Origin of the sequence: Chitinophaga sp. (genome assembly GCF_036566945.1) — a bacterium.
In the GTDB taxonomy this organism is placed as follows: domain Bacteria; phylum Bacteroidota; class Bacteroidia; order Chitinophagales; family Chitinophagaceae; genus Chitinophaga.
In genome coordinates this window covers 1-21,752 of the sequence record NZ_DATCVJ010000898.1, presented here as the reverse complement: position 1 = coordinate 21,752, position 21,752 = coordinate 1, and the positions used below count along the sequence as shown (strand labels likewise).

At 46.2% G+C, this 21,752-nt stretch carries 7 protein-coding genes; 1 reads left to right on the top strand and 6 read right to left on the bottom strand.

The genetic code is table 11. The features are described 5' to 3' along the window. Nucleotides 1-378: 378 nt before the first annotated feature. Nucleotides 379-2,865 carry an outer membrane beta-barrel protein gene (locus VIP81_RS27035; protein WP_331968710.1) on the top strand — a complete coding sequence of 829 codons (2,487 nt, stop codon included), beginning with the start codon at nucleotides 379-381 and terminating at the stop codon, nucleotides 2,863-2,865. Nucleotides 2,866-2,903: 38 nt separating this feature from the next. On the opposite strand, the gene VIP81_RS27030 is transcribed toward VIP81_RS27035, so the two are convergent. The 6 genes from VIP81_RS27030 to VIP81_RS27005 form a co-directional block, all read right to left on the bottom strand. Further along, on the bottom strand, nucleotides 2,904-3,845 hold the full coding sequence (locus VIP81_RS27030) for a hypothetical protein (RefSeq protein ID WP_331968706.1): 942 nt from the start codon (nucleotides 3,843-3,845) through the stop codon (nucleotides 2,904-2,906). Nucleotides 3,846-3,867: 22 nt separating this feature from the next. Then, entirely contained in the window at nucleotides 3,868-4,605 is a 738-nt protein-coding gene (locus VIP81_RS27025; RefSeq protein WP_331968703.1) for a thioesterase II family protein, read from the bottom strand. A 13-nt stretch (nucleotides 4,606-4,618) separates the two neighbouring features. Continuing rightward, a complete protein-coding gene (locus tag VIP81_RS27020; RefSeq protein WP_331968700.1) occupies nucleotides 4,619-5,413 on the bottom strand; it encodes an aspartate/glutamate racemase family protein in 795 nt (264 codons plus the stop codon). Between the two features lie 13 nt (nucleotides 5,414-5,426). Further along, entirely contained in the window at nucleotides 5,427-11,924 is a 6,498-nt protein-coding gene (locus VIP81_RS27015; protein WP_331968697.1) for an amino acid adenylation domain-containing protein, read from the bottom strand. A gap of 11 nt (nucleotides 11,925-11,935) precedes the next feature. Then, the gene (locus VIP81_RS27010; protein WP_331968694.1) at nucleotides 11,936-21,364 is read right to left on the bottom strand and encodes an amino acid adenylation domain-containing protein; all 9,429 of its coding nucleotides are present in this window, start codon (nucleotides 21,362-21,364) and stop codon (nucleotides 11,936-11,938) included. Next, nucleotides 21,361-21,752 (bottom strand): condensation domain-containing protein (locus VIP81_RS27005; RefSeq protein WP_331968691.1); only part of this gene is annotated, 392 nt, incomplete at its 5' end. The genes VIP81_RS27005 and VIP81_RS27010, both read right to left, overlap by 4 nt.

The window sequence follows — 21,752 nt, the reverse complement described above, 5'->3', positions numbered from 1 at the left end:
TATCAATGCGTGATCCTGGGTTAAGTCATTGATAAAAAAGGAAGTCGAAAGCTATTATATTACGTATACGTATAAAAGGGTTAAATTCATTAAAGCGGGTAAAGCTATTGCTACAGCAAGTAACATTTACCTGCCTTCCTGAATGTTTTTAGTAACAACTCACAAAGTCTCGTTTCATTTCTGCGATATGAAAATATTACAAACTCACGAACCTACAAATTGTCAATCTAAGTTCTACACATTTGTGTAGTGTTCTATATTACATTATGAAGTGAGTATGTACTACATTTGGGAAGAAATATTGCTATCCAGTTTACCCGACATAACCGACGATGGCCCTTGCAAACTTTTAAGCTCCAATTTTAAAAAAATACGATCATGGACACTACGGCAAATAACCCGAATCCCCTTTTAATCCATGCTGAATTTAATCAGTTCATACGTTACTGTTCTCTCATCATTCTCTGCACATTAGGTTCATTACAAACGGTAATGGCTACACGTATTCATACACCTGCTCATTTTTCATGGTCTATATCCGGACGTATACTTGAAAAGAGTGGTAGTCCGGTACCATTTGCAACAGTCAATCTCCTGACAGCAGATTACAAACAGGTACAGGCAGCACTCGCAGATTCAGCGGGCAGATTCAGTTTCTCTGTATTTGCAAAGGGTAATTATGTAATCAGAGTATCTATGATTGGATATGACAGCACTGTTGTTAAACTGAGTATTACTGACAGCACAAATATTACCGTTCCGGATATCATCCTGCGATCTGTTGCTACAGAACTGCATGGCATTACCATCACTTCAAAAAAACCGGTAGTCACACAACATGCGGATGGTATCACCTATGACCTGCAATCAGACCCTGATGCAAAAGCTAATTCACTGTTTGATATGCTGCGTAAAGTACCTTATATCTCCATTGATGGTAATAACAATATCCTCCTGAAAGGGAGTACGGGTTATCGGGTATTTATAAACGGACGTCCTTCCGGTCTGGTAGAAAGAAACCCGCAGGATGTATTAAAAAGCATTCCGGCGTCTACGATCAAAAGCATTGAAGTGATTACCAACCCGCCTGCTAAATATGATGCAGAAGGCATGGCGGGCATTATCAATATCGTGACTTTAAAACAAACGATGGGAGGATATCAGGGTAGTGTAAATACTTATTGGAAGGGACCAGGTGCGGGCCCGGGTGTGGGTGGTTCCTTTGCACTTAAGGAAGGCAAATTTGGCATTTCTGTATTTACCGGTGGTAATCTGAATAATATACCCGAATTAACCGGTTCATCGCTGCGTACCAGCAATACGCATAACACAGATACATTGCAGCAACACAGCCTGTCAAAATCCGACAGCAGAAGCGGTTATGTAGGACTGGAATTAAGTTACGAAGTGGATAGTCTCAGTCTGCTGACTGCACAGTTTAATACCAATGGTAATCACAGAAGTGACAACAGGAATATGAACACGATAGAGAGGGATGATAGTAACCCCGGACAATCCTACGACTTTCTGAGTGATAAAACATATTCCGGTAACGGTATGGATGCGGCGATCAACTACCAGTTAGGCTTTAAAAAAGATAAGAATGAAAACCTCACCCTGTCTTACCGCTATATGCAATATGGGAATGATCTGAATAGCATGAATACATTTGACAATGCTGTCAACTTCACGCAGCCGGATTATAACCAGCGTAACGTGGAGCGGTTCCGGGAGCATACGGCGCAACTGGACTTCACCAAACCATTTGGTAAGGTTGTCATGGACATCGGTTCAAAAGCGATCTTCAGAAACAACAACAGTAACTTCGAGAACCTGTTAAAATCGGATGATGGCACCTATGTATTAGATCCGTTGTCATCCAACAGTTACAATAACAATCAGAACGTATTTTCATTTTATAACTCGTATTATTACCGTACAAAGAAATGGGAAATTAAGGCCGGTGGCCGTGCGGAACAAACGGTGATAAATGGAGATTTTTCGAGTGGAAAGAGCAGTGTCCGGCAGCGTTATCTCAACGTGGTACCCACCGTGGTGATAGGCAGAAATATTAACAGTACCACCAACTTAAAGCTGTCGTACGCCATTCGTATACAGCGTCCGGCTATTCCGCAGTTAAACCCGTTTGTGGACAGGTCTGTACCGGGGATAGTGAGCAGTGGTAATCCGTCATTAAGACCGGTTATTTCCAGTGCATGGGCCTTATCATTCTTAAAGAGAGGGAAAGGAGTATTCGGTATCGATCTGGGATACCTTAGCTTTAATAAGGTGATCAATCAGACTTACACGTACGATGAAGCGGAAGACCTGGTGATATTGCAATATCTTAATTCCGGGAAAGGGAAAATATACAAGGCGAATATCTATTTCAACTATCCTATTGCCAAATGGTGGACGTTGGCCCTGAACAGCGATTTGCGTTATGTAAATTTTGAAGCCATCAATGGACATCAGACGGTGCAATCAGATGGTGCACTTGCCTATGTGAACCTGGCGAACAATTTCTCGCTGGCCAATAATTGGAAGATCAATACTAATATATCTGCAAGTACGGCAGGCCCCTCTGGTATACAAACAAATATTAATGGTTATTTCTTCTATTCACTCGGTTTCAGTAAAAGCCTGCTGAAAGACAAGCTGACCATTTCTGCCACAGCGACCAATTTGTCCAGTACGTATAGAAATACAGAGCAAAAGATTAATGGGATTGGTTTCAGCCAAAGAGACCTGAACCAGGTATACTATCGCAACTTTACGGTTAGTCTGAATTATCGGTTTGGTAAGTTAAACAGTGAGATTAAAAAGAACAGGAAAGGGATTAATAATGATGACCTGGTTAAATAAAAAATGTCTTCAGCGGCGATGTACGCCGCTGAAGACAATCAGATACTTCCCGGTTTAAGGCACCATTCGAGTACAGCACAGGCACTATGCATTTTATTTTCAGCCTGCGTAAAGGCGATGCTCCTGTTTCCGTCAAGTACGGAAGCGTCGACTTCCTCCTCCCTGTGCGCTGGCAGATCATGCATAAAAATGGCGGAAGGATATCGGTCTATGAGGGACTGTGTAACTTTAAAAGGTTTGAATATATCTTTCCAGTGCGGATCGCTTTTGCTGGTACCGGTTGTTTCCCAGCGGGTGGTATAGATCACATCAAACTCACCTGGTAAATTTTTAAGGTCATGCTGTTCTGTGACATTGGTACCGTGTTTTTTCGCATACTGACGGGCAGCTTCCATTGTTTCTGCGGGTATGCCATAGCCCCGTGGTGTGCAGAAATACAGTTCTGTACCGGCAAACCGGGGCAGTGATAAAGCCAGTGCTGCGGCAGTGTTGTTTCCCTCACCCAGGTATAGCACGCGTAAGCCCTTGAAGTCACCAAAATGCTGCACCATAGTAGTCAGGTCTGCCAGCGCCTGGGTAGGATGCTCGTTGGCTGTCATTGCATTGACGACGCTCATACTGTTGAATGAGGCGAAGGTGCGGAGGCGGCTTTCGCAACCTGCTGTTCGCATCACAATGCCATCCAGCATGCGTGAGAGTACGCGCCCGGTATCCTCCATGGTTTCGCCGGTATTCTCCTGCAAATCGCTGCTGCCATAAGATATTATCTGGGCGCCCAGGCGCAGGGCAGCTGAAGAAAATGAGGTCCTTGTACGTGTAGAGGTTTTCAGGAAGTAAATGCCTATCAGCAATCCACTCAGTGGTTTTTTGGCAGCTGTACCGTTTTGTGCATACCATAAACCACATTTAACAAGTTGTGCCATTTCATCATCTGACATATCAGATAATGAAATTAAGTGCCTTCTTTTGGATATTTTCATGGCTTGTAAAATTTAAATTGTGTTAATAGAATCCTACGTTGGGCTGTACCTGTCTCCTTAATGCTTTAATGATCAGTTCAGCTATTTCGGGTATCTTATGGTGGAGAAAAAAATGTCCGCCGTCCATGTAATGCACCGCACAATTTGCGGTGGTATGCGCCGCCCATGCATCCACCTGCGCCTGGCAAACCCTGTAGTCTTCCTTACCTGTAAACATGGAAATATTGCAATTGAAGGGATCCAGTTTTCGTTTGCTGGTATCTGTTTCTGCCAGTCTGAAATCATTCTTCAGAAAGGGCAGGAATATCTCCGTTAATTCAGGATGATCAAAAAATTCCTGCGGCGTACCTCCCAGGCGGATCACCTCCTCTTTGAATTCCTGGTCGCTCATCAGGTGATAATTCATGGGGGTATATTCAATATTGGGCGCTCCCCTGCCGGAAAAGAATAAATGCAGTGGTTGTGCCACCTCCATTCGCCTGATTTTCTGTGCCAGTTCGTATATGAGTAAGCTGCCCAGACTGTGCCCAAAAAATGCATACGGACCATCCCTGATGTCGTCCCGGATCAGGTTATACAAATCATCTACCGCATGTGGCAGATCCCGGTACAAGGGCTCCAGTATACGCTTACCACGTCCTGTTAACTCTACCGGCACAATCTCAATACCATATGGCTGTTTAAAATAAGACTGCCATCTGCTGTATACAGCAGCCGATCCGCCCGCATATGGGAAACAGAATAATTTAATCTTTGACATAATCTGACAAGTTTTATTTTGCCACAGGGCAATGGGTTTCAGTTGGTAAGGTGGGCGCCACAGCGCCTTTTATCAGTGCCATAGCCAGGCATTTAGTGGAATCAATCAACTGGATACCATCCATCTCCGGCTCCTTTAATAACAGAGAAAATTCCGTGCAGCCCAATACAATGGCCTCCGCATTTCTTTCCCTGAAGTAGGATATGGCCTCCTGGCAAAGCACTTCTATCTTTTGTGGAATATGCACAGGATTGGCTTTTATTCCTATTTCGGGATCATACACCATTCGGTGTATGACTTGATCCTGAAACGCGTAATCCGGTACAATGACTTCATAGCCCATCGCTTCGAGTATATGCCGGTACAATCCTGATGAATAGGTACCATTCGTCGTCATCAGACCAATTCGTGAAATACCCGGATGGTTTTTCCTGATTGATTTACAGACTTCTTCCGGCATGTTTAAAAGGATAGGCGGGTTTTTCATTTTGCTGACTTCTGCGGTGATGACATCAAATATGGCTGGAGCATGCGAGGTATTGCAGGCAATGCCTATCAGGCTGGCGCCTGACTTCACGAGCTTCCTGATGACCTCTACAATGCCATAAGCGGGGCTATTGCTCACCTTCCCTTCCAGGAACAGGGTTCTGTCTTCAATGTTGCCAGGAAAGGTCATTAGTACAACGGACAAATGTTCCTGGTCTATTACAGCCGGCGTATGCAGCAGAATATTTTCATAAAGCGCTAGTCCGGCCCGGGGGCCCATTCCCCCAACAATGCCGATAATTCTTGATTGCGGAGATCTCATAACCTTTTTATTATTAACTAAAGGAAGGTGCCTGATATGCTTCATGGCGGCTGATAGCTTCGGCAATTTGTTCAAGGGAGTGATTAAAATATATATTCAATGGCAGCGCAACATCATACCTGTTCTGTACCATTTTATTGATCCGGACTATCAGCAGGGAATGCCCGCCCAGGTCAAAAAAGTTATCTTCAATATGGATATTCTCCTGCTCTAACAGCTCACTCCATATTTGGGCCAGGTATCGTTCTACCTCCGTTTGGGGCTTTGTACCCGGCGCCTTTTCTGTCCAGCCATGATCAAGCGTTTTCAATAAGCCGACAGTATCCACTTTTCCATTACCCGTGAGCGGTATTTCAGGTACCTGCCGGATAATAGACGGCACCATGTATTCTGGCAGTCTGCTCTTTAATTGCCGCTTTATCTCTGATGGATCGATATTTTCTTTGGCCACAATAAACGCCATCAACTTCTGGTTTTCCTCCTGCCCTGCCGCCGTTACAACGGCCTGTTTGATCGCGTCAGTCAATAACAGATTAGCCTCTATATCGCCCAACTCAATTCTATACCCTCTTATCTTTACCTGTGTATCTATGCGGCCGAGGAATTCGATATTGCCATCGGGTAGCCAGCGGGCCAGGTCACCGGTATGATAAATGCGGGTGCCGGGTTCTTCCGGATGCCCGCTGAACTTCTGCCTCGTCAGGATTGGATCGTTGAGATATCCTCTTGCCAGACCGGCGCCAGCAATGCATAATTCACCGGAAACCCCTACCGGACATATCTTGCCGGCTTTATTCAGGATAAATAAACGGGTATTGGCAATTGGTTTACCAATCGGCACAAGATCTACTTCCTGCTCAAAGGCACATGAATAGCGGGAAGCATAAATAGTAGCTTCCGTGGGGCCATAGAGGTTTTCCAGTTGTATGCCGTGCAGCGTTTTGCCAAATTTATTCACCAGCGCCGGGCTTAACGCCTCTCCTGCTGCCAGCACGAGGCGTAACTGTGTAAAGCGGGTATGAGCTGCTTCCTCTACAAATAAGCTTAGCATAGCCGGAACAAATTGCGCCACGGATACACCATTTTGTTCAATAGCCTGTATTATTTTAACAGGTTCCTTTTCCTCACCCGGCGGCAAAATACATACCCCTGCTCCTGTGATGGCCCACCAGAATAATTCACAAATAGACACATCAAATACCAGTGGTGTCTTTTGCAACAGCACATCTTTTTCTGTGAGCTGATATGTTTGTTGCATCCACCACATACGGGCTACCAGTGAATGATGTTCTATCATTACGCCTTTGGGTTTGCCAGTAGAACCGGAAGTATAGATAACATATGCCAGGTCTGTTGGCCCCGGGCGTTCATGTGCGCCTGCGGCCTGCACTGCGATATCATTGGCTACCAGATCCAGATCAACTATTTTCAGCTGCGCATCAACGGATAGATCGCTGTAATAACGGCTACGGGTAATCAGGGCTTTCAGATTTGCATCTGCAGCAATTGCCTGTATGCGTTCTCCAGGATTTTGAGGTGACAGCGGCACATACACGGCGCCGGCAGTCAGAATACCAAAGATAGCCGGCAACAGTTCTTCCTCGCGGTCCAGCAGCAATCCTACCAGGTCGCCGGTTTTCACGCCTATTGTGGTACGCAGGTAAGCCGCTACCTGCTCTGATTTCGCTTTCAGCTCCCGGTAACTCATCGATTGCTGTCCCCATTTTACAGCCGTATGCTCAGGTGTTTTGTCTGCCTGTGCTGCAAACAGATCGATAATTGTTTGTTGGGCAGGGCAGGCAGCGGTGGTATCGTTCACTGTGGACAACAGTGTTTCATCTTTATCTGATAAAACGGTGGTATCATTCAGCCGGATATCACCGTCGTCCGCCACCTGTTGCAGGAAGCCCCTGTACATCGCAAATAACTGCTGCGCTGCTGATTCGTCCAGATGAGCGGTAGCATATGAAATCTGGATCAGGAAAGGTTCCGGCCTTACATGGAAACCACAATGCGTATTGAGGTTCATGTATGATTCCATTGAGATTTTGTTATTGTAAGCCAGGTCCAGTTTTTCCTCTCCACCATCCAGCGTCAGCATGTCTTTGAGTACCCTGAAGTTGGTATAGTTAAAGATGGTGTCGAAGAATGGATTTTCATCCTGGTGCTTTTGTCCCGACAGGCGCACAATTTCCTGAAAGGGTACCTTTTCGTATTTCTTAAGCAGCTGCAGCTTGTTTTCAATCAGCGTCACAAACTCATTGTAGGTCAGGTTTTCAGGCGGTGCAATTCTAAATGGTACTGAGTTCAAAAAGCAGCCCAGCAGTTTTTCACTATCCGCTACAATAGGTCTGTTGTTGGTAATCATGCCCACCAAAATATCATTGTCTGTGGCATAGGTGGCCATGGTATACACGTATGCTGCAAAACATACATGCTTCAGATTAGTACCCAGCTTTCTTGACTGTTCTTCCAGCGCCAGTTTCAAATCTTCGCCCAGCAGGTATTCCAGGTACATGAAATTATTTTTCACCCCTCTTTCGGGGAAGACAAGGCGGTTGGCGCCTTTCAATTCTTCCTGCCAGAAGGCGATATTTTCCGGCCTTTGACATTCCGCCAGCTCATAAACAATCTGGTCTTTGTAGCTGCTCTTTATTTCAGGCGGAACATAGGATGGATTGGTCAGTAATTTCACATAGGTATTATTCAGTTCACTTTTGAAAGACTGCAGACTCCATCCGTCAAACAATGAATGATGCATATCAAATATGAGCAGATAAGATATGGGACCGGTTTTAATCATGTTCATGCGCCACAATATAGATCCGTCAAAATCTGTTGCCCGCAGTTTCTCCCCTTCAATTTTTTGCAGCACCCATGCCTCCTGTGTCACCGTATCTACCCCTGACAGATCGAAATAGTTTAATTCCGGCTCTGCATCTTTCCTGATGATGTGCGCAAAATTTTCCAGATCAAATACCTTTCTGAGTGTACCATGTTTCTTCACCAGCAGGTAAATAGCCTGTTTAAATACCTCGAAATCCAGGAAGTTGGTGGTAATTCTATATACGTTCTGTTCATGATAAAATATCTCATGAATATTATCAGTCCCCTGTCCATGGATCAGTGAGTAAAACACCATCCCTTTTTCGACGGCATTCATGGGCAGTACGGCTTCATATGTATCACTCCAGCCTACCCGCTCACGGTAATCTTTTTCAAAGGCTTCTACCTCCAGCAGCACACGTTCCAGCGTATCATCTGCCACAACAGGCAGCTCAGCTGCTATCACCGCGGCCAATGCATCGATGGTCTGATAGCGGTAAATATCAGCTACGCCGATATGACTTTGGAGGGCGGTGTTGATTTCATGCACAAGTCCAATGGCTCTTAATGAATCTCCTCCTATATGGAAGAAATTGTCTGTCAGCCCCACCTGTGTCAGCGACAATTCCTTAGCCCATATCCCCGCCAGCTTTTGCTGTAATGAGGTTTCTGGGGCAACATAGCTGGTCTGATCGGTTACTTTTGGTTCCGGTAACTGATCCACATCAATTTTATCGTTGGCGGTATGTGGGAAATGATCGACCTGCATAAAGAAGGTGGGCAACATATGTGCTGGCACTTTTTCACGCAGGTAGTTTCTCAGTTCTTCTGATGAAACAGGTACTGCACTGATATAATAAGCACACAGTGCATTTTTCAATACCACCAGGGCATTATCTACCTGCGGATGTTGCATGAGGTGGAATTCGATCTCTCCGGGTTCTATACGGAAGCCTCTCAGCTGCAACTGACGGTCGGCTCTGCCCAGGTATTCCATTTCTCCATTGTCCAGCATTCTGCCGAGGTCACCTGTCTTATATAATCGCTGCCCATGTACATCAATAAAAGATTTGGCCGTCAATGCTTCTTTATTCAGGTAGCCTCTTGTCACCCCATCTCCGCCTACGTATAGTTCTGCTACCACGCCAATAGGTACTACCTTCATCTTTCTGTCAAACAGGTAGATTGACATGGTTGGAATCGGCGTACCAATATTTGATATGTTATGCTCAATTTCCTGATCACCGATTTCTTTATAGGTTACATGCACCGTTGTTTCTGTAATGCCAAACATATTTATCAGTCTGACAGCAGGATAGCGCAGTTTCCATTTTTTCAATTTGAAAGGATGCAGTGCTTCACCGCCAAAAATGACATAGCGAAGTGAGGTCAGTGCTATTTCCTGTTGGGCATCTTCCTGTGCCAAATTACCAAACGCTGTCGGGGTCTGGTTTAATATAGTCACCCCCTGCTGATGCAGGATATCCAGGAACAGCCTGGAGTCCTGTGCTACCGGTCTGGGTATGATCACCAGTTTTCCACCATACAGTAATGCGCCATACATCTCCCATACGCTAAAATCGAAGGTATGGTTATGAAACATGGTCCATACATCGTCTTCATTAAAATCAAATTGAAATGCTTCATTAAAGAGTAAGCGCACCACGTTTCTATGTTCCACCATCACACCCTTTGGATTGCCGGTAGTGCCGGATGTATAGATGATATAGCACAGATCATTGGGGAGAATGTCTGGTGGCAGGTTGGCATCATCCCCTGTAAAAGGGACCTGGTCTATGAATATACCGCTATCTGCCAGTCCGCTTTCCGTTACCAGCAGCTGCGCACCGCTATCCTGCAGCAAATACTGTAAACGTTCTTCGGGATAGTCTATATCCAGCGGCAGATAAGCGCCACCAGCCTTAAGAATGGCCAGCATGCCAATAACCGTCTTTGCAGATTTTTCCAGCAGCAGGGCCACGATTTCATTCCGTGTTCGCATGCTGGCTTTAATAACCCTTGCCAGCTGATTGGCCCGGCTGTTCACCTGTCCATACGTCCATGTTTCATCCCCAAATACGATGGCAATGGCGTCAGGTCTTTGTGTGGCCTGTTTTTCGAACAGCGATACGATGTTGGCGGTGTCGGGGTACTTTGTATACAGCTGTTGATTGATCTTCGTAAAAAATCCTTTCTCCTCACCGGTAATGATTTCAATATCCTCCAACAGGATGTCAGGATTTGATGCCACCGCTGTCAGTATCTGCTGATAATATTGGCTGAACCTTTCAATGGTTGTTGTTTTAAACAGCTGCGTAGAAAACTCCATGCAAAATTTTAGCTCATCGGGCTTCACCTCTGCTGATACAGAAATATCAAACTTGGACGATGAATTTTCAAGTTGACGACGGGCGATGGTCAACCCTTCAAAACCTCCGTTTTCCGCTTCAACATTCTGCAAATTAAACAAGATGTCAAACAGGGGATTGTGGGACAAGCTTCGGTCAATCTTCAATACATCTATCAACTGATCATAAGAATAATCCTGGTGATCAAAACAGCTGAGTACTTTCCTGCCGGACTGCTGAAGGTATTCCCGGAAAGTCAGTGTATGCTGAGGTGACAGGCGAATCGGCAATGTATTCACGAAAATGCCGATAATCCCTTTCAGGTCATCGTGGGTGCGGCCTGCTGTTGGCGTACCGATCACAATATCTTCCTGGTTGCTTAACCTGGACAATAATACACCCAGTGCAGAAATCAGCACGGTAAAAAGCGAACTTTTGGATGCAAGTGCCAGTGCCTGCAGCTGGTCTTTGGTTGCCTGTTCAATGGAGAAATGTATGGCTGCACCGGCAGTACTTTTAATCTCCGGCCGTGGAAAATCAAGCGGTAGCTGACAAGGTTTGGGCAATGTCTGAAATTCATGCACCCAGAAGTCGCGCTGTAAACCCGCATGGTTTTCATAGGTGTTGTAAAACCATTCTGAATAGTCTTTATACTGCAGTTGCAGCTCCGGCAACGGGCGATTGTTATAAATCGCTTCGAAGTCTTTAATCAGCACCTGCTGCGAAACACCGTCTGAAATAATATGGTGCATATCGAAGAGCAACATATGCCTGTCACGTCCCAGGCACAGTAGCGATGCACGCAGGAGCTGGTCATGCCGCAGGTCAAAAGGCCGTACAAACTGTTGTATCAGCTTGTTGACATCCTCTTCCGGGGCTATTGCATAATCGAGATGAAAAGACGGTTTTGCGGTTATTTTTTGCACCACCTCTTTTCCTATCAGGTCAAAAGATGTGCGCAGTGTTTCATGTCTTAAAATCAGGGCATTAAAAGCCAGTTCCATTTTAGACACGTCCAGGGCACCTTCCAGCAGGTAAGCCTGTGGCATGTTGTAGGCCAGTGAGGCAGGCGCCAGCTCATGCAGGAAAAAGAACCGGCGTTGCTGAGGGCTTACTCTGTAGTAAGCCTTCTCATTCACTTTTGGTATACGCCTGATATCATTTGTCACTACTCTCCTGCCCTTAATATAACTGATGATTTCATGCTTCTGATTTTTCACTTCCCGCATCAGCTCAGATCCTTCAAATCCTGCATAAATATTACCCAGCTGCAATTCATCATTGACAACTTTGATTTCAATGCCTTTCCGCTTCAGTTTTAACAAAAGTTCTTTCATCGGATTGCTTATTAAAGTTTAATGTCCATTTGTCCCATATCGGCGTCACCGGATACCCACATTTCCAGCTCAATCATTTCTGCCTGCTGGGCAATCGTGGTGTTGGTAAAAATCTCGATCAGTTTCATGCTGACAGAGAATTCCTTTTTGATGCTGTTGACCAGGTGAATGGCCTTCAGGGAATGGCCGCCCAGTTCGAAGAAGCTCCGATGCACACCTATTGCCGCGGTGTCGAGTTTCAACACTTCGCGCCAGATCGCTACCAGCCGTTCTTCTATTTCATTGGATGCCTGCTGATCTGCTTCTGCTAAGGTGGCTTCTGCGGCAGGCAGGGCTTTATAGTCGATCTTGCCATTTACAGTTTGCGGCAATTGCTCCAGGTATACAAAGTAAGAGGGCACCATATATTCCGGCAGTACATCCAGCAAATGTGTACGCAAGGCCGCAGCGGGCAGGGGTTGATCAGCTACATAATAGGCGACTACATGATTTTCTCCCTGTAGTTCGCTCAACAGCACAACAGCGCTGCTGATATCTTCGTGCGTTTCCAGCTGGTGAGCAATCTCGCCCAGCTCCACCCGGTAACCACGTAGTTTGATCTGTGCATCCTTGCGGCCCTGGTATTCGATATTTCCATCTGGCAGCCAGCGGCCTACATCGCCCGTACGGTACACCCGGGATTCACCCACCACCCAGTCAGCTCCAAATTTATCTGCTGTTAGTGACGGATCGCCTGTATATCCCTGTGCCAATCCATCCCCGGCTATACATAATTCCCCGGTCACGCCCACCGGCAATAGATTGCCATAGCTATCCGTAATGTAGATGCGCTCGTTGGCCAATGGACGACCGATTGGAATGGTCTGATATTGGTCCAGGGTATCTTCATTGATTTCATAACCACTTGAATCCACGCAGGTTTCCGTAGGCCCGTAGAAGTTATACAGACTTACATGTTTCACCTTCCCGTAAAAGTCTTTTACCAGCGATTTAGGCAGTTGTTCTCCCGCCAGTATCCAGCTACGTAATCCTGTCAGCACGCCTGCATCCAAAGCCTCCAGTAACAAGCGGAGGTGAGTAGGTGTACCATCAGAGATATCGATGCGCTGTTCATTGTAGAATGAAAGCATTTTTGCGCCGTCTTTACGGTCTTCATCGCCACAGATACACAGGCAGTGACCCTGCAATAAGGCAGCAAAGATCTGCTGTACGGAGGCATCGAACACATAGGAGGCTAAGCAGCCTACGCGCAGGCGCTGTCCTTCAAAGCGGCTGTAAATACGCTCCTGTAATCCGCTGATCAGATTAACCACACTTTGATGGCTCATCAGCACACCTTTGGGCACACCGGTAGAACCCGATGTAAATATGCAATAAGCCAGATCCCGCGGCGAAACAGGAACGATGTCCATCTTTTCGTCAAGTGCCGCAGCGTGGATTTCTTTCACCGGTACATAGGCAGCATACCGTGTTACATAAGCGGCATCAGACAACAACAGTTGCATGTCACTCTGCGCTATCATGACGCTGATACGCTTTTCAGGCAGTGCAGGGTCAAGTGGCAGATAAGCAGCACCTGCTTTTAATATGCCCAGCATACCCACTATCATTTCCAGTGATCTGTCCAGCATCAGTCCAACAATATTTCCTTTACCAATGCCTGCAGACAGCAGGTAGGCGGCCAGCTGATCTGACTTTTCGTCCAGTGCTCGGTAAGTCAGTGAGGCATCGCCGAATACCAACGCCAGCTCATGGGCATGTACCTGTACCTGCTGACGGAAAAGATCTATGATGCTCGCTTCGCGGTTATAAGGCAATGCGGTTTTGTTAAAGACATGCAGAATCTTTTGTTTTTCTGCATCGTTCATGATGCCAATGCGGGACAATTTTCTTTCAGCATCTGTTGTAATTTCTGCCATCAGTTGTATGAAGCAGGCTACAAACCGCTCAATTGTTTCCGCCTTGAATAACGCTGTTGAATATTCGAAATTGAGCTGCAGTTTTCCGCCAAATTCACCTGCAGTCAGCGTCAGGTCAAGCTTTGAAATAGCATGTCCGTTGTCGTGTCCTTTTAATTTCAAGCCCGGAATCATCAGTTCCACCTGTTCGTAGTTTCTGTACACAAACATTACGTTGAACAACGGGTTACGGCTGATATCTCTCGCAATCTGTAATTCATCTACCAGCTCTTCAAAAGGATATGACATATTTTCAAAGGCAGCCAGTGTTTTGTTCTTCACATCAGACAGCATTTGTCTGAAGCTTTGTTCGCCATCCACCTGGTTGCGCAATGCCAGTGCATTGAGGAAAATACCGATGATATGTTCCAGGTCCGCATGGTCACGACCAGCTACCTGTGTACCCACCACGATATCCTGCTGATTACTGAGTTTACTTAACAGCACCGTAAATGCTGACAATACAGTCATGAACATGGTAGCGCCGGTTTCTGCGCCCAGTTCTTTTAGTTTGCGGGTGGTATCTTTATCTAATTCAAAAGACCTGTTACTACCGGCAAAGCTCTTGGTACGCGGCCGTTGGAAATCGCCCGGCAAATCCATTACCGGAGGATGTTCCGCAAACTCTTTCAACCAAAATTCACGCTGAACAGCCAGGCGTTGCTGTTGTTTGCCATCCTTCTGCCATTCCGCATAATCTTTATATTGTAATTGTAGTTCAGACAATTGCTCACCATTATAGAGCGACATGAAGTCCTTGATCAATATGCTTTGAGATACGCCATCAGAAATAATATGGTGCATATCTATCAGCAGCAGGTGTGTGCCGTTTGGCAGGTGGAGTAAGCCTACTCTGATCAGCGGTGCTTTAGCCAGGTCAAAAGGACGGATAAATGCACGGATAACAGCTTCGGTATCTGTTGACTCAAATTTTTCAATGGCAAACACGGGGGCATCCAATACCTGCTGAACCGGTACACCATCTACCATAACGATGGCCGTACGCAGGCTCTCATGGCGGCTAATCAGCTGCCTGAATCCAAGCTCCAGTCGTCCCTGGTCCAGCTCACCTTCCAGCTCAATAACCGCTGGCATGTTGTAGGCAATGGAAGCCGGATCAAATTCGTACAGGAAATACAGGCGGGTTTGTGCGGAAGAAAGCGCGTAGTATTTCTTTTTACGCACCTTTTTAATGGCCTGGTATCCGCCTTTTGCCACGGTTTTAATGTATTCAGCCTGCTGTTGTATGGTGATGTAGGTGAATACTTCTTTTAACGGGATATCAATTTCAAAACGCTTATTTATTTTAATGACCAGTGTCACCGCACGCAGAGAATGACCTCCGAGTTCAAAGAAGCTGCTATCTGCACTGATCAGTTCTTTATCCAGTTTCAGTACATCTGCCCAGATCTCTGCCAGGCTTTGCTCCGCTTCTCCCGCCGGTGCAGTGTATTCATCTGTCTTAATAATTTCTACGTCCGGCAATGCCCTGGTGTTCACCTTGCCATTGGCAGTAACAGGCATAGCATCCATGTGTACCAGATATGGGGGCACCATATATTCAGGCAGGCGTGCGGACAGATACAATTTAAGTGCCTCGGCAGGAATTTCATCTACGGCGGTATAATAGGCTACGAGGAACTTGTCATCCTCTTTGGTTTTAGTGATGACTACTGCATCCGTGATGCCTGTATACCCTGTCAGCGCGGTAGAAATCTCTTCCAGCTCAATTCTGAAGCCTCTGATCTTTACCTGTGAATCAATTCGACCCAGGAACTCAATGTTACCATCCGGCAGGAACCTGGCCAGGTCACCGGTACGGTATAATTTGCCACCGGGCGCCAGGGGATGATCAATAAATTTCTGCCGGGTCATGTCTTCGTTATGCAGGTAGCCACGGGCCAGCCCTGCACCTCCGATATACAACTCACCGGGTACCCCGATAGGTGTCAGCTTACCATATTCATTCAGTGTATACAGGGTGGTATTGTCCATCGGTTTACCGATAGGAATACTCGTTAAGGTATCACTAAAGTTACATGGATAATAAGAAGCAAATAAGGTAGCTTCTGTAGGACCATACAGATTGTGCAGACTTGTACCGAAAGGCTTATGAAGTGTAGTACCAAACCTGGCCACATGGTCTACCCCCAATGCCTCACCACAGGCCAGCACTATGCGCAGGGAATGTAACTGGTAGTCATTATTGGCGACCTCTGTGAGGAAGGCACTGAGCATGGTAGGTACAAACTGTACCAGGGTAATCTTTTGTTTTTCTATCGCCGCTGCTACTTTGCGAGGGTCCTTCTCGTCTTCAGGTGGCAGTAAGCACAGACTGGAGCCGGTAACAGCCCACCAAAACAATTCACAGATGGACACATCAAAGACCAGCGGTGTTTTCAGCAGCATAATATCATCTGCCGTCAACTGATATTCCTGCTGCATCCATTGCAGGCGGTCGACCACGGAATGATGTTCAATCATCACACCCTTTGGTGTACCGGTAGACCCGGAGGTATAAATCACATATGCCAGGTCATTGCCGGTGGGCCTTTCGAATCCGGCTGCTGCGTTGTAAGCCTTTATTTCAGCAAGGGTAGTATCCAGGTCTATTACCTGACAGCTTTCTGCCGTTAGCGAGGTAATAAATGCACTACGGCTAATCAGCACTTTCATACGGGAGTTAGCCATAATGGTACTGGTACGCGCAGCTGGATTGTGTACAGATAATGGTACATAGACGCCACCGGACTTCATAATACCGAAAATCACCGGCAATAGTTCTGCTTCCCGCTCCAGTAATACGCCGACCAGATCGCCGGTGTTTACTTTCAGGACTTCACGCAGGTAGGCAGCTATTTGTGTGGATCGTTCGTGAAGTGCGGCAAAACTCAGCCTGCTGTCACCGAAGATCACGGCTGTACGCTCAGGATGTTTTTGTACCTGTGCTTCGAAGAGGTCCATCACTGTTTTCTCTTTCGGATAAGCAGCAGCTGTAGTATTAAAGGTGACCAATAACAGTTCACGTTCTTCTTCACTCAGGATATCTATTTCTGATAATTTTATATCAGGGTTTGCAATCACCTGCTTTACCACGCGTTCGAGGCCAGCAATCATTTTTTCAACCGTCTCCTGTTTAAACAGGGCGGTTGAATATTCGAAATTCAGCAGCAGGTCTCCATCGAGTTCTTCTGCGATCAGGCTGAGATCAAACTTTGATACCCTGTGACCACTACTGTAGGAAGACATTCTGATGCCCGGTATATTCAGGGGCGACTGCTCTATATTCTGCAATACAAACAGCACATCAAACAGCGGGTTACGACCTGTATTTCTGGATACATTCAGTGTATTAATAAGCTCTTCATATTGATAAGACTGATGTTCAAAACACTGCAGCGACTTTGTTTTAACCTGTTTCAGAAAATCCCTGAAAGTCAGGTTACCACCGGGATAATTCCGCAGCACCAGTGTATTCATAAACATACCCATGATGCCTTCCACATCTGCATGATCTCTGCCTGCCACCGGTGTACCGATACAGATATCTTCCTGATTACTCAGCTTACTTAATAAGATATTAAATGCTGACAGCAGTGTCATGAACAGGGTTGCATTTACCTCATCGCCCAGTTCTTTTAGTTGACTGGTTAGGTTTTTATCATAAGTAAAGCTGCGATTATCGCCGGCATAACTTCTCACCAGCGGACGCGCAAAATCTGTGGGCAGTTCCAGTACACTAACGGGTGTGGTGAACTCCTGTGTCCAGAAGCTGCGCTGCACTGCCAGTCGTTTTTGCTGATGCTCTTCACGTTGCCATTCTGCATAATCTTTATACTGCAAAGCCAGTGGCGCCAATGGTTGATTGGTGTAAATGGTCATGAAGTCTTTGATCAGAATTCCCTGCGATACGCCATCGGTAATAATGTGATGCATATCGACCAGGAGCAGATAGGCGCCTGTCGGTAATTTTACCAATCCCACCCGCATCAGCGGCGCCTGTTCAAGATCAAATGGGCGTATAAAATTTTTAATCACCGCATTCACATTGGTATCATCTGCCTCCAGCATTTCGGGTTCAAAAGGTAGTTCGGGCAGTATCTGCTGATATACTTCGCCATTGATCACCCGGAAGCAGGTACGCAGGCTCTCATGCCGTGCTATCAGCTGGCGGAAAGCCATTGTTAAGCGTGCTATATCCAGCAAGCCTTCCAGCTCTACAACCTGTGGCAGATTGTACGCCAGTGATGTTCTGTCAAATTCGTATAAGAAATAGGAACGTTGCTGGCCGGAGGAGGCAAAGTAATATTCTTTCTCTGCGACTTTTCTAATCGGCTCATAGGCAACTGATATTGTCTTCTCATCTATAGCCTGTGCCAGGCTACGGATGTTTTCCAGCTCAATCAGCTGGGTGAGGGTGAACGCGGTGCTGAAAGCCTGTTTCAATCTGTTGGCCAGATATACCAGCTTCAGGGAGTGACCTCCCAGTTCAAAAAAGCTGCGTTGTACGCCTATAGCTGCTTTATCCAATTTTAATATTTCACTCCAGATGTCTACCAGTTTTTCTTCTGTTTCATTGGATGCATGCTGGTCTGCTGCCGCCACCTCTGCTTCCACGGCAGGCAATGCCTGGTAATCGACCTTACCATTCAATGTTTGTGGCAATTGTTCCAGATGTACAAAGTAAGAAGGCACCATATATTCCGGCAATACGTCCAGCAAATGTGTACGCAGTGCGGATGCAGACAATGGCTGATCAGCCACATAATAAGCTACCAGGTGTTCTTCTCCATACACCTCCTTCAACTGCACAACGGCACTGCGCACGCTCTGGAAGTTTTGTAACTGATGTGCGATTTCACTCAGTTCCACCCGGTAACCACGGAGCTTTACCTGTGAATCCTTTCTGCCCAGGTAAGCTATATTGCCATCCGGCAGCCAGCAACCCAGATCACCTGTACGATAAACGCGGGCTTCGCCCACCACCCAGTCCGTAACAAAGCGTTCTGTAGTTAGTGTCCAGTCGCCTGTATATTGTTGTGCCAGGCCATCTCCTGCTATACATAATTCACCTTTAACCCCCACAGGCAGCAGGTTACCAAAATTATCAGTAATGTATACCCGCTCATTGGCCAGCGGGCGGCCAATTGGAATGGTGTTATAATTTTCCAGTGCTGCCGCGCTGATAGCATAGCCTGTTGAATCAACGCAGGTTTCTGTTGGTCCATAAAAATTATATAGCCTTACATGATTAACACTGGCATAAAATGCTTTCACTAACGATCTGGATAGCAGTTCTCCTGCCAGTATCCAGCTACGGAGGCCGGTCAGCTTTCCGGATGCCAATGCATCTACCAGCAAACGCAAATGCGTAGGCGTGCCATCAGACACATCAATCTGTTGTTCATTGTAGAAAGCCAGCATCTTCTCTCCATCTTTCCGGTCTTCCTCTGCACAGATATACAGGCTATGGCCCAGCAGCAGGGCGGCGAATATCTGCTGAACAGAAGCATCGAATGCAAATGATGCGAGCCAGCCTACACGTAAACGTTCCCCTGCAAAGCGGTTATACACACGTACCTGTAAACCCTTTACCAGATTCACCACAGCGCGGTGACTCATCATCACACCTTTGGGTACCCCTGTAGAACCGGAAGTAAATATGCAATACGCCAGGTCCTTCCCGGTTACGTTGCTGCTGGCTGACTGCTGATATAATGCTGCTGAACGGATATCCTTTGTGGGAACAGCAGCAGCATAGCGCGTTACATAGGCCGCATCTGCCAGCAACAGCTTCATCTCACTCTGCGCTATCATATTACTGATGCGCTTTCCAGGGAGTGCAGGGTCCAACGGCAAATAGGCTGCACCTGCTTTTAGTATTCCCAGCATGCCTATTACGATGTCTGCTGAGCGGTCCATCATCAGGCCCACAAAATTACCTGTAGTAATACCTGAAGCCAGCAGGTAACCTGCCAGCTGATCTGACTTTTCATCCAGTTCCCGGTAGCTCAGCGATACATCGCCGGCCACGACCGCCGGCTGATCGCCATGCACCTGCACCTGCTCGCGGAATAAGTCTATGATACTGGCATCTCTGTTATACTCCAGTGTGGTATTGTTAAATACATGGGTTAACTGCTTTTTCTCAGCAGCTGTTAACAAGCTGATTTTTGATACTGACATGTCAGCATTTGCAGCCATCTGATGAATCACCTGTTGCAGCTGTTGCGCCACCTGTTCAATGGTGGCCTTATCATATACATGGGTATTATAGTTAAAATTAACGTTGATCTCATTGCCAGGCATCACCACCAGTGACAGGTTGTAGGTAGTAGGTTGAAACACTTCAAAATTGGTCACTTCATAGTCACTCTCCTGGTCTGCGATCTCATTAAAGCTGGGATAATTATAATAGATCATGATATGGTCCAGCAAATCTTTACCTAATACGCTAACGGCCTGAATATCCGGCAATGAGCTGTAATGATGTGCTTCACTCTCCAACGCCTGCTCCTGTATAGCGGACAGGAAATCTGACACACTTTCCTCCCCACTATATTTAATTCTGACCGGCATGGTATTGATGAATAAACCGATCATTTTCTCTACGCCGGGCAATTCTGCTGGTCTGCCAGATACGACAGATCCAAATACCACGTCCTGGCTATTGTTATATTTTGACAACACAATGCCCCAGGCACCCTGTAATAATGTATTGAGGGTAATACTGTATTTTGTACAGATTCGCTTTAAAGCAAGGGATGTCTGTTCATCCATCACAATGCCGTCAATACCCAGTTCAAACCCTCTCGTCATTTGTTTGGGTACAGGTATAGCTGCCACAGACTCATAACCTGCCAGGTACTGCTGCCAGTAATTTACAGTGGCTTTCTTGTCTCTGTTTTCCAGCCAGGTGATATAATCTGAGTAAGGCTGCACCGGCGGCAGATCGGGGTATATTCCCTTCAGCAAACTCCTGTAAATTACACTGAACTCACTGACGAGGATGCTCACGCACCAGCCATCCATCAGGATGTGATGCGCACTCCAGATAAACTCATAATCCTGTTCACCGGTTTGATAAATGCTCATTCTGATAGGCACCTCTTCAGACAATCTGAACTTGCGCTTCCTGTCTGCCTGCCGGTATCTTTGTACAACAATATCTCTGCCGGCAGCAGCTACTTCTTCTGAAATATCTTCATAGATAAAATTCCCTTCCCGCTCTGCAAGCACAATCTGTAACGGCCTTTCGAGATCCTCATAAACAAAAATGGTTCTCAATATATCGTAACGTATGACCAACTGCTGATACGCCTCTCTGACGAGTGCTATGTCCAGCTGTCCGCTGAGGTGGTAGCTTGTCTGCTCGAAATAACTTGCCTCTTTCTGATCCAGCAGGTAATGGTATAACATACCTTCCTGCATCGGGGATAACGGATAAATATCTTTGATGGTGTTGCTTGGCTGGGCTATCATAACTTTATAAGTTTTTTTTGTAGTTCTTCCAATTGTGAGATTGATAAACCTTTGTAAGTAAGATCTGAAGGTGTCAGTTCCTGCTTTCCGTAGGTAAGACAATAGTTGATGAGGGTTTTCAGGCTTTCCTGCCAGGTACTCATCAGGACATGCATAGTGGGTGGATGATATTGATTTTTACTATAGGTGAGACTCATTCTCAGACAGCCGCCAGATACCATTCCCAATAATTCAACATCATAATTCCTTATTTCCGACGCAGCTATTCCATCACCGGTAGATTCGTTGGCAATAGTGAATGCTTTGTCCCGGGTATCGCTGTCAAACTGTCCCAGGTAGTTGTAAATAATCTTTGTACTGCCTGGAGCCACAATATCTGCAGGTCCTG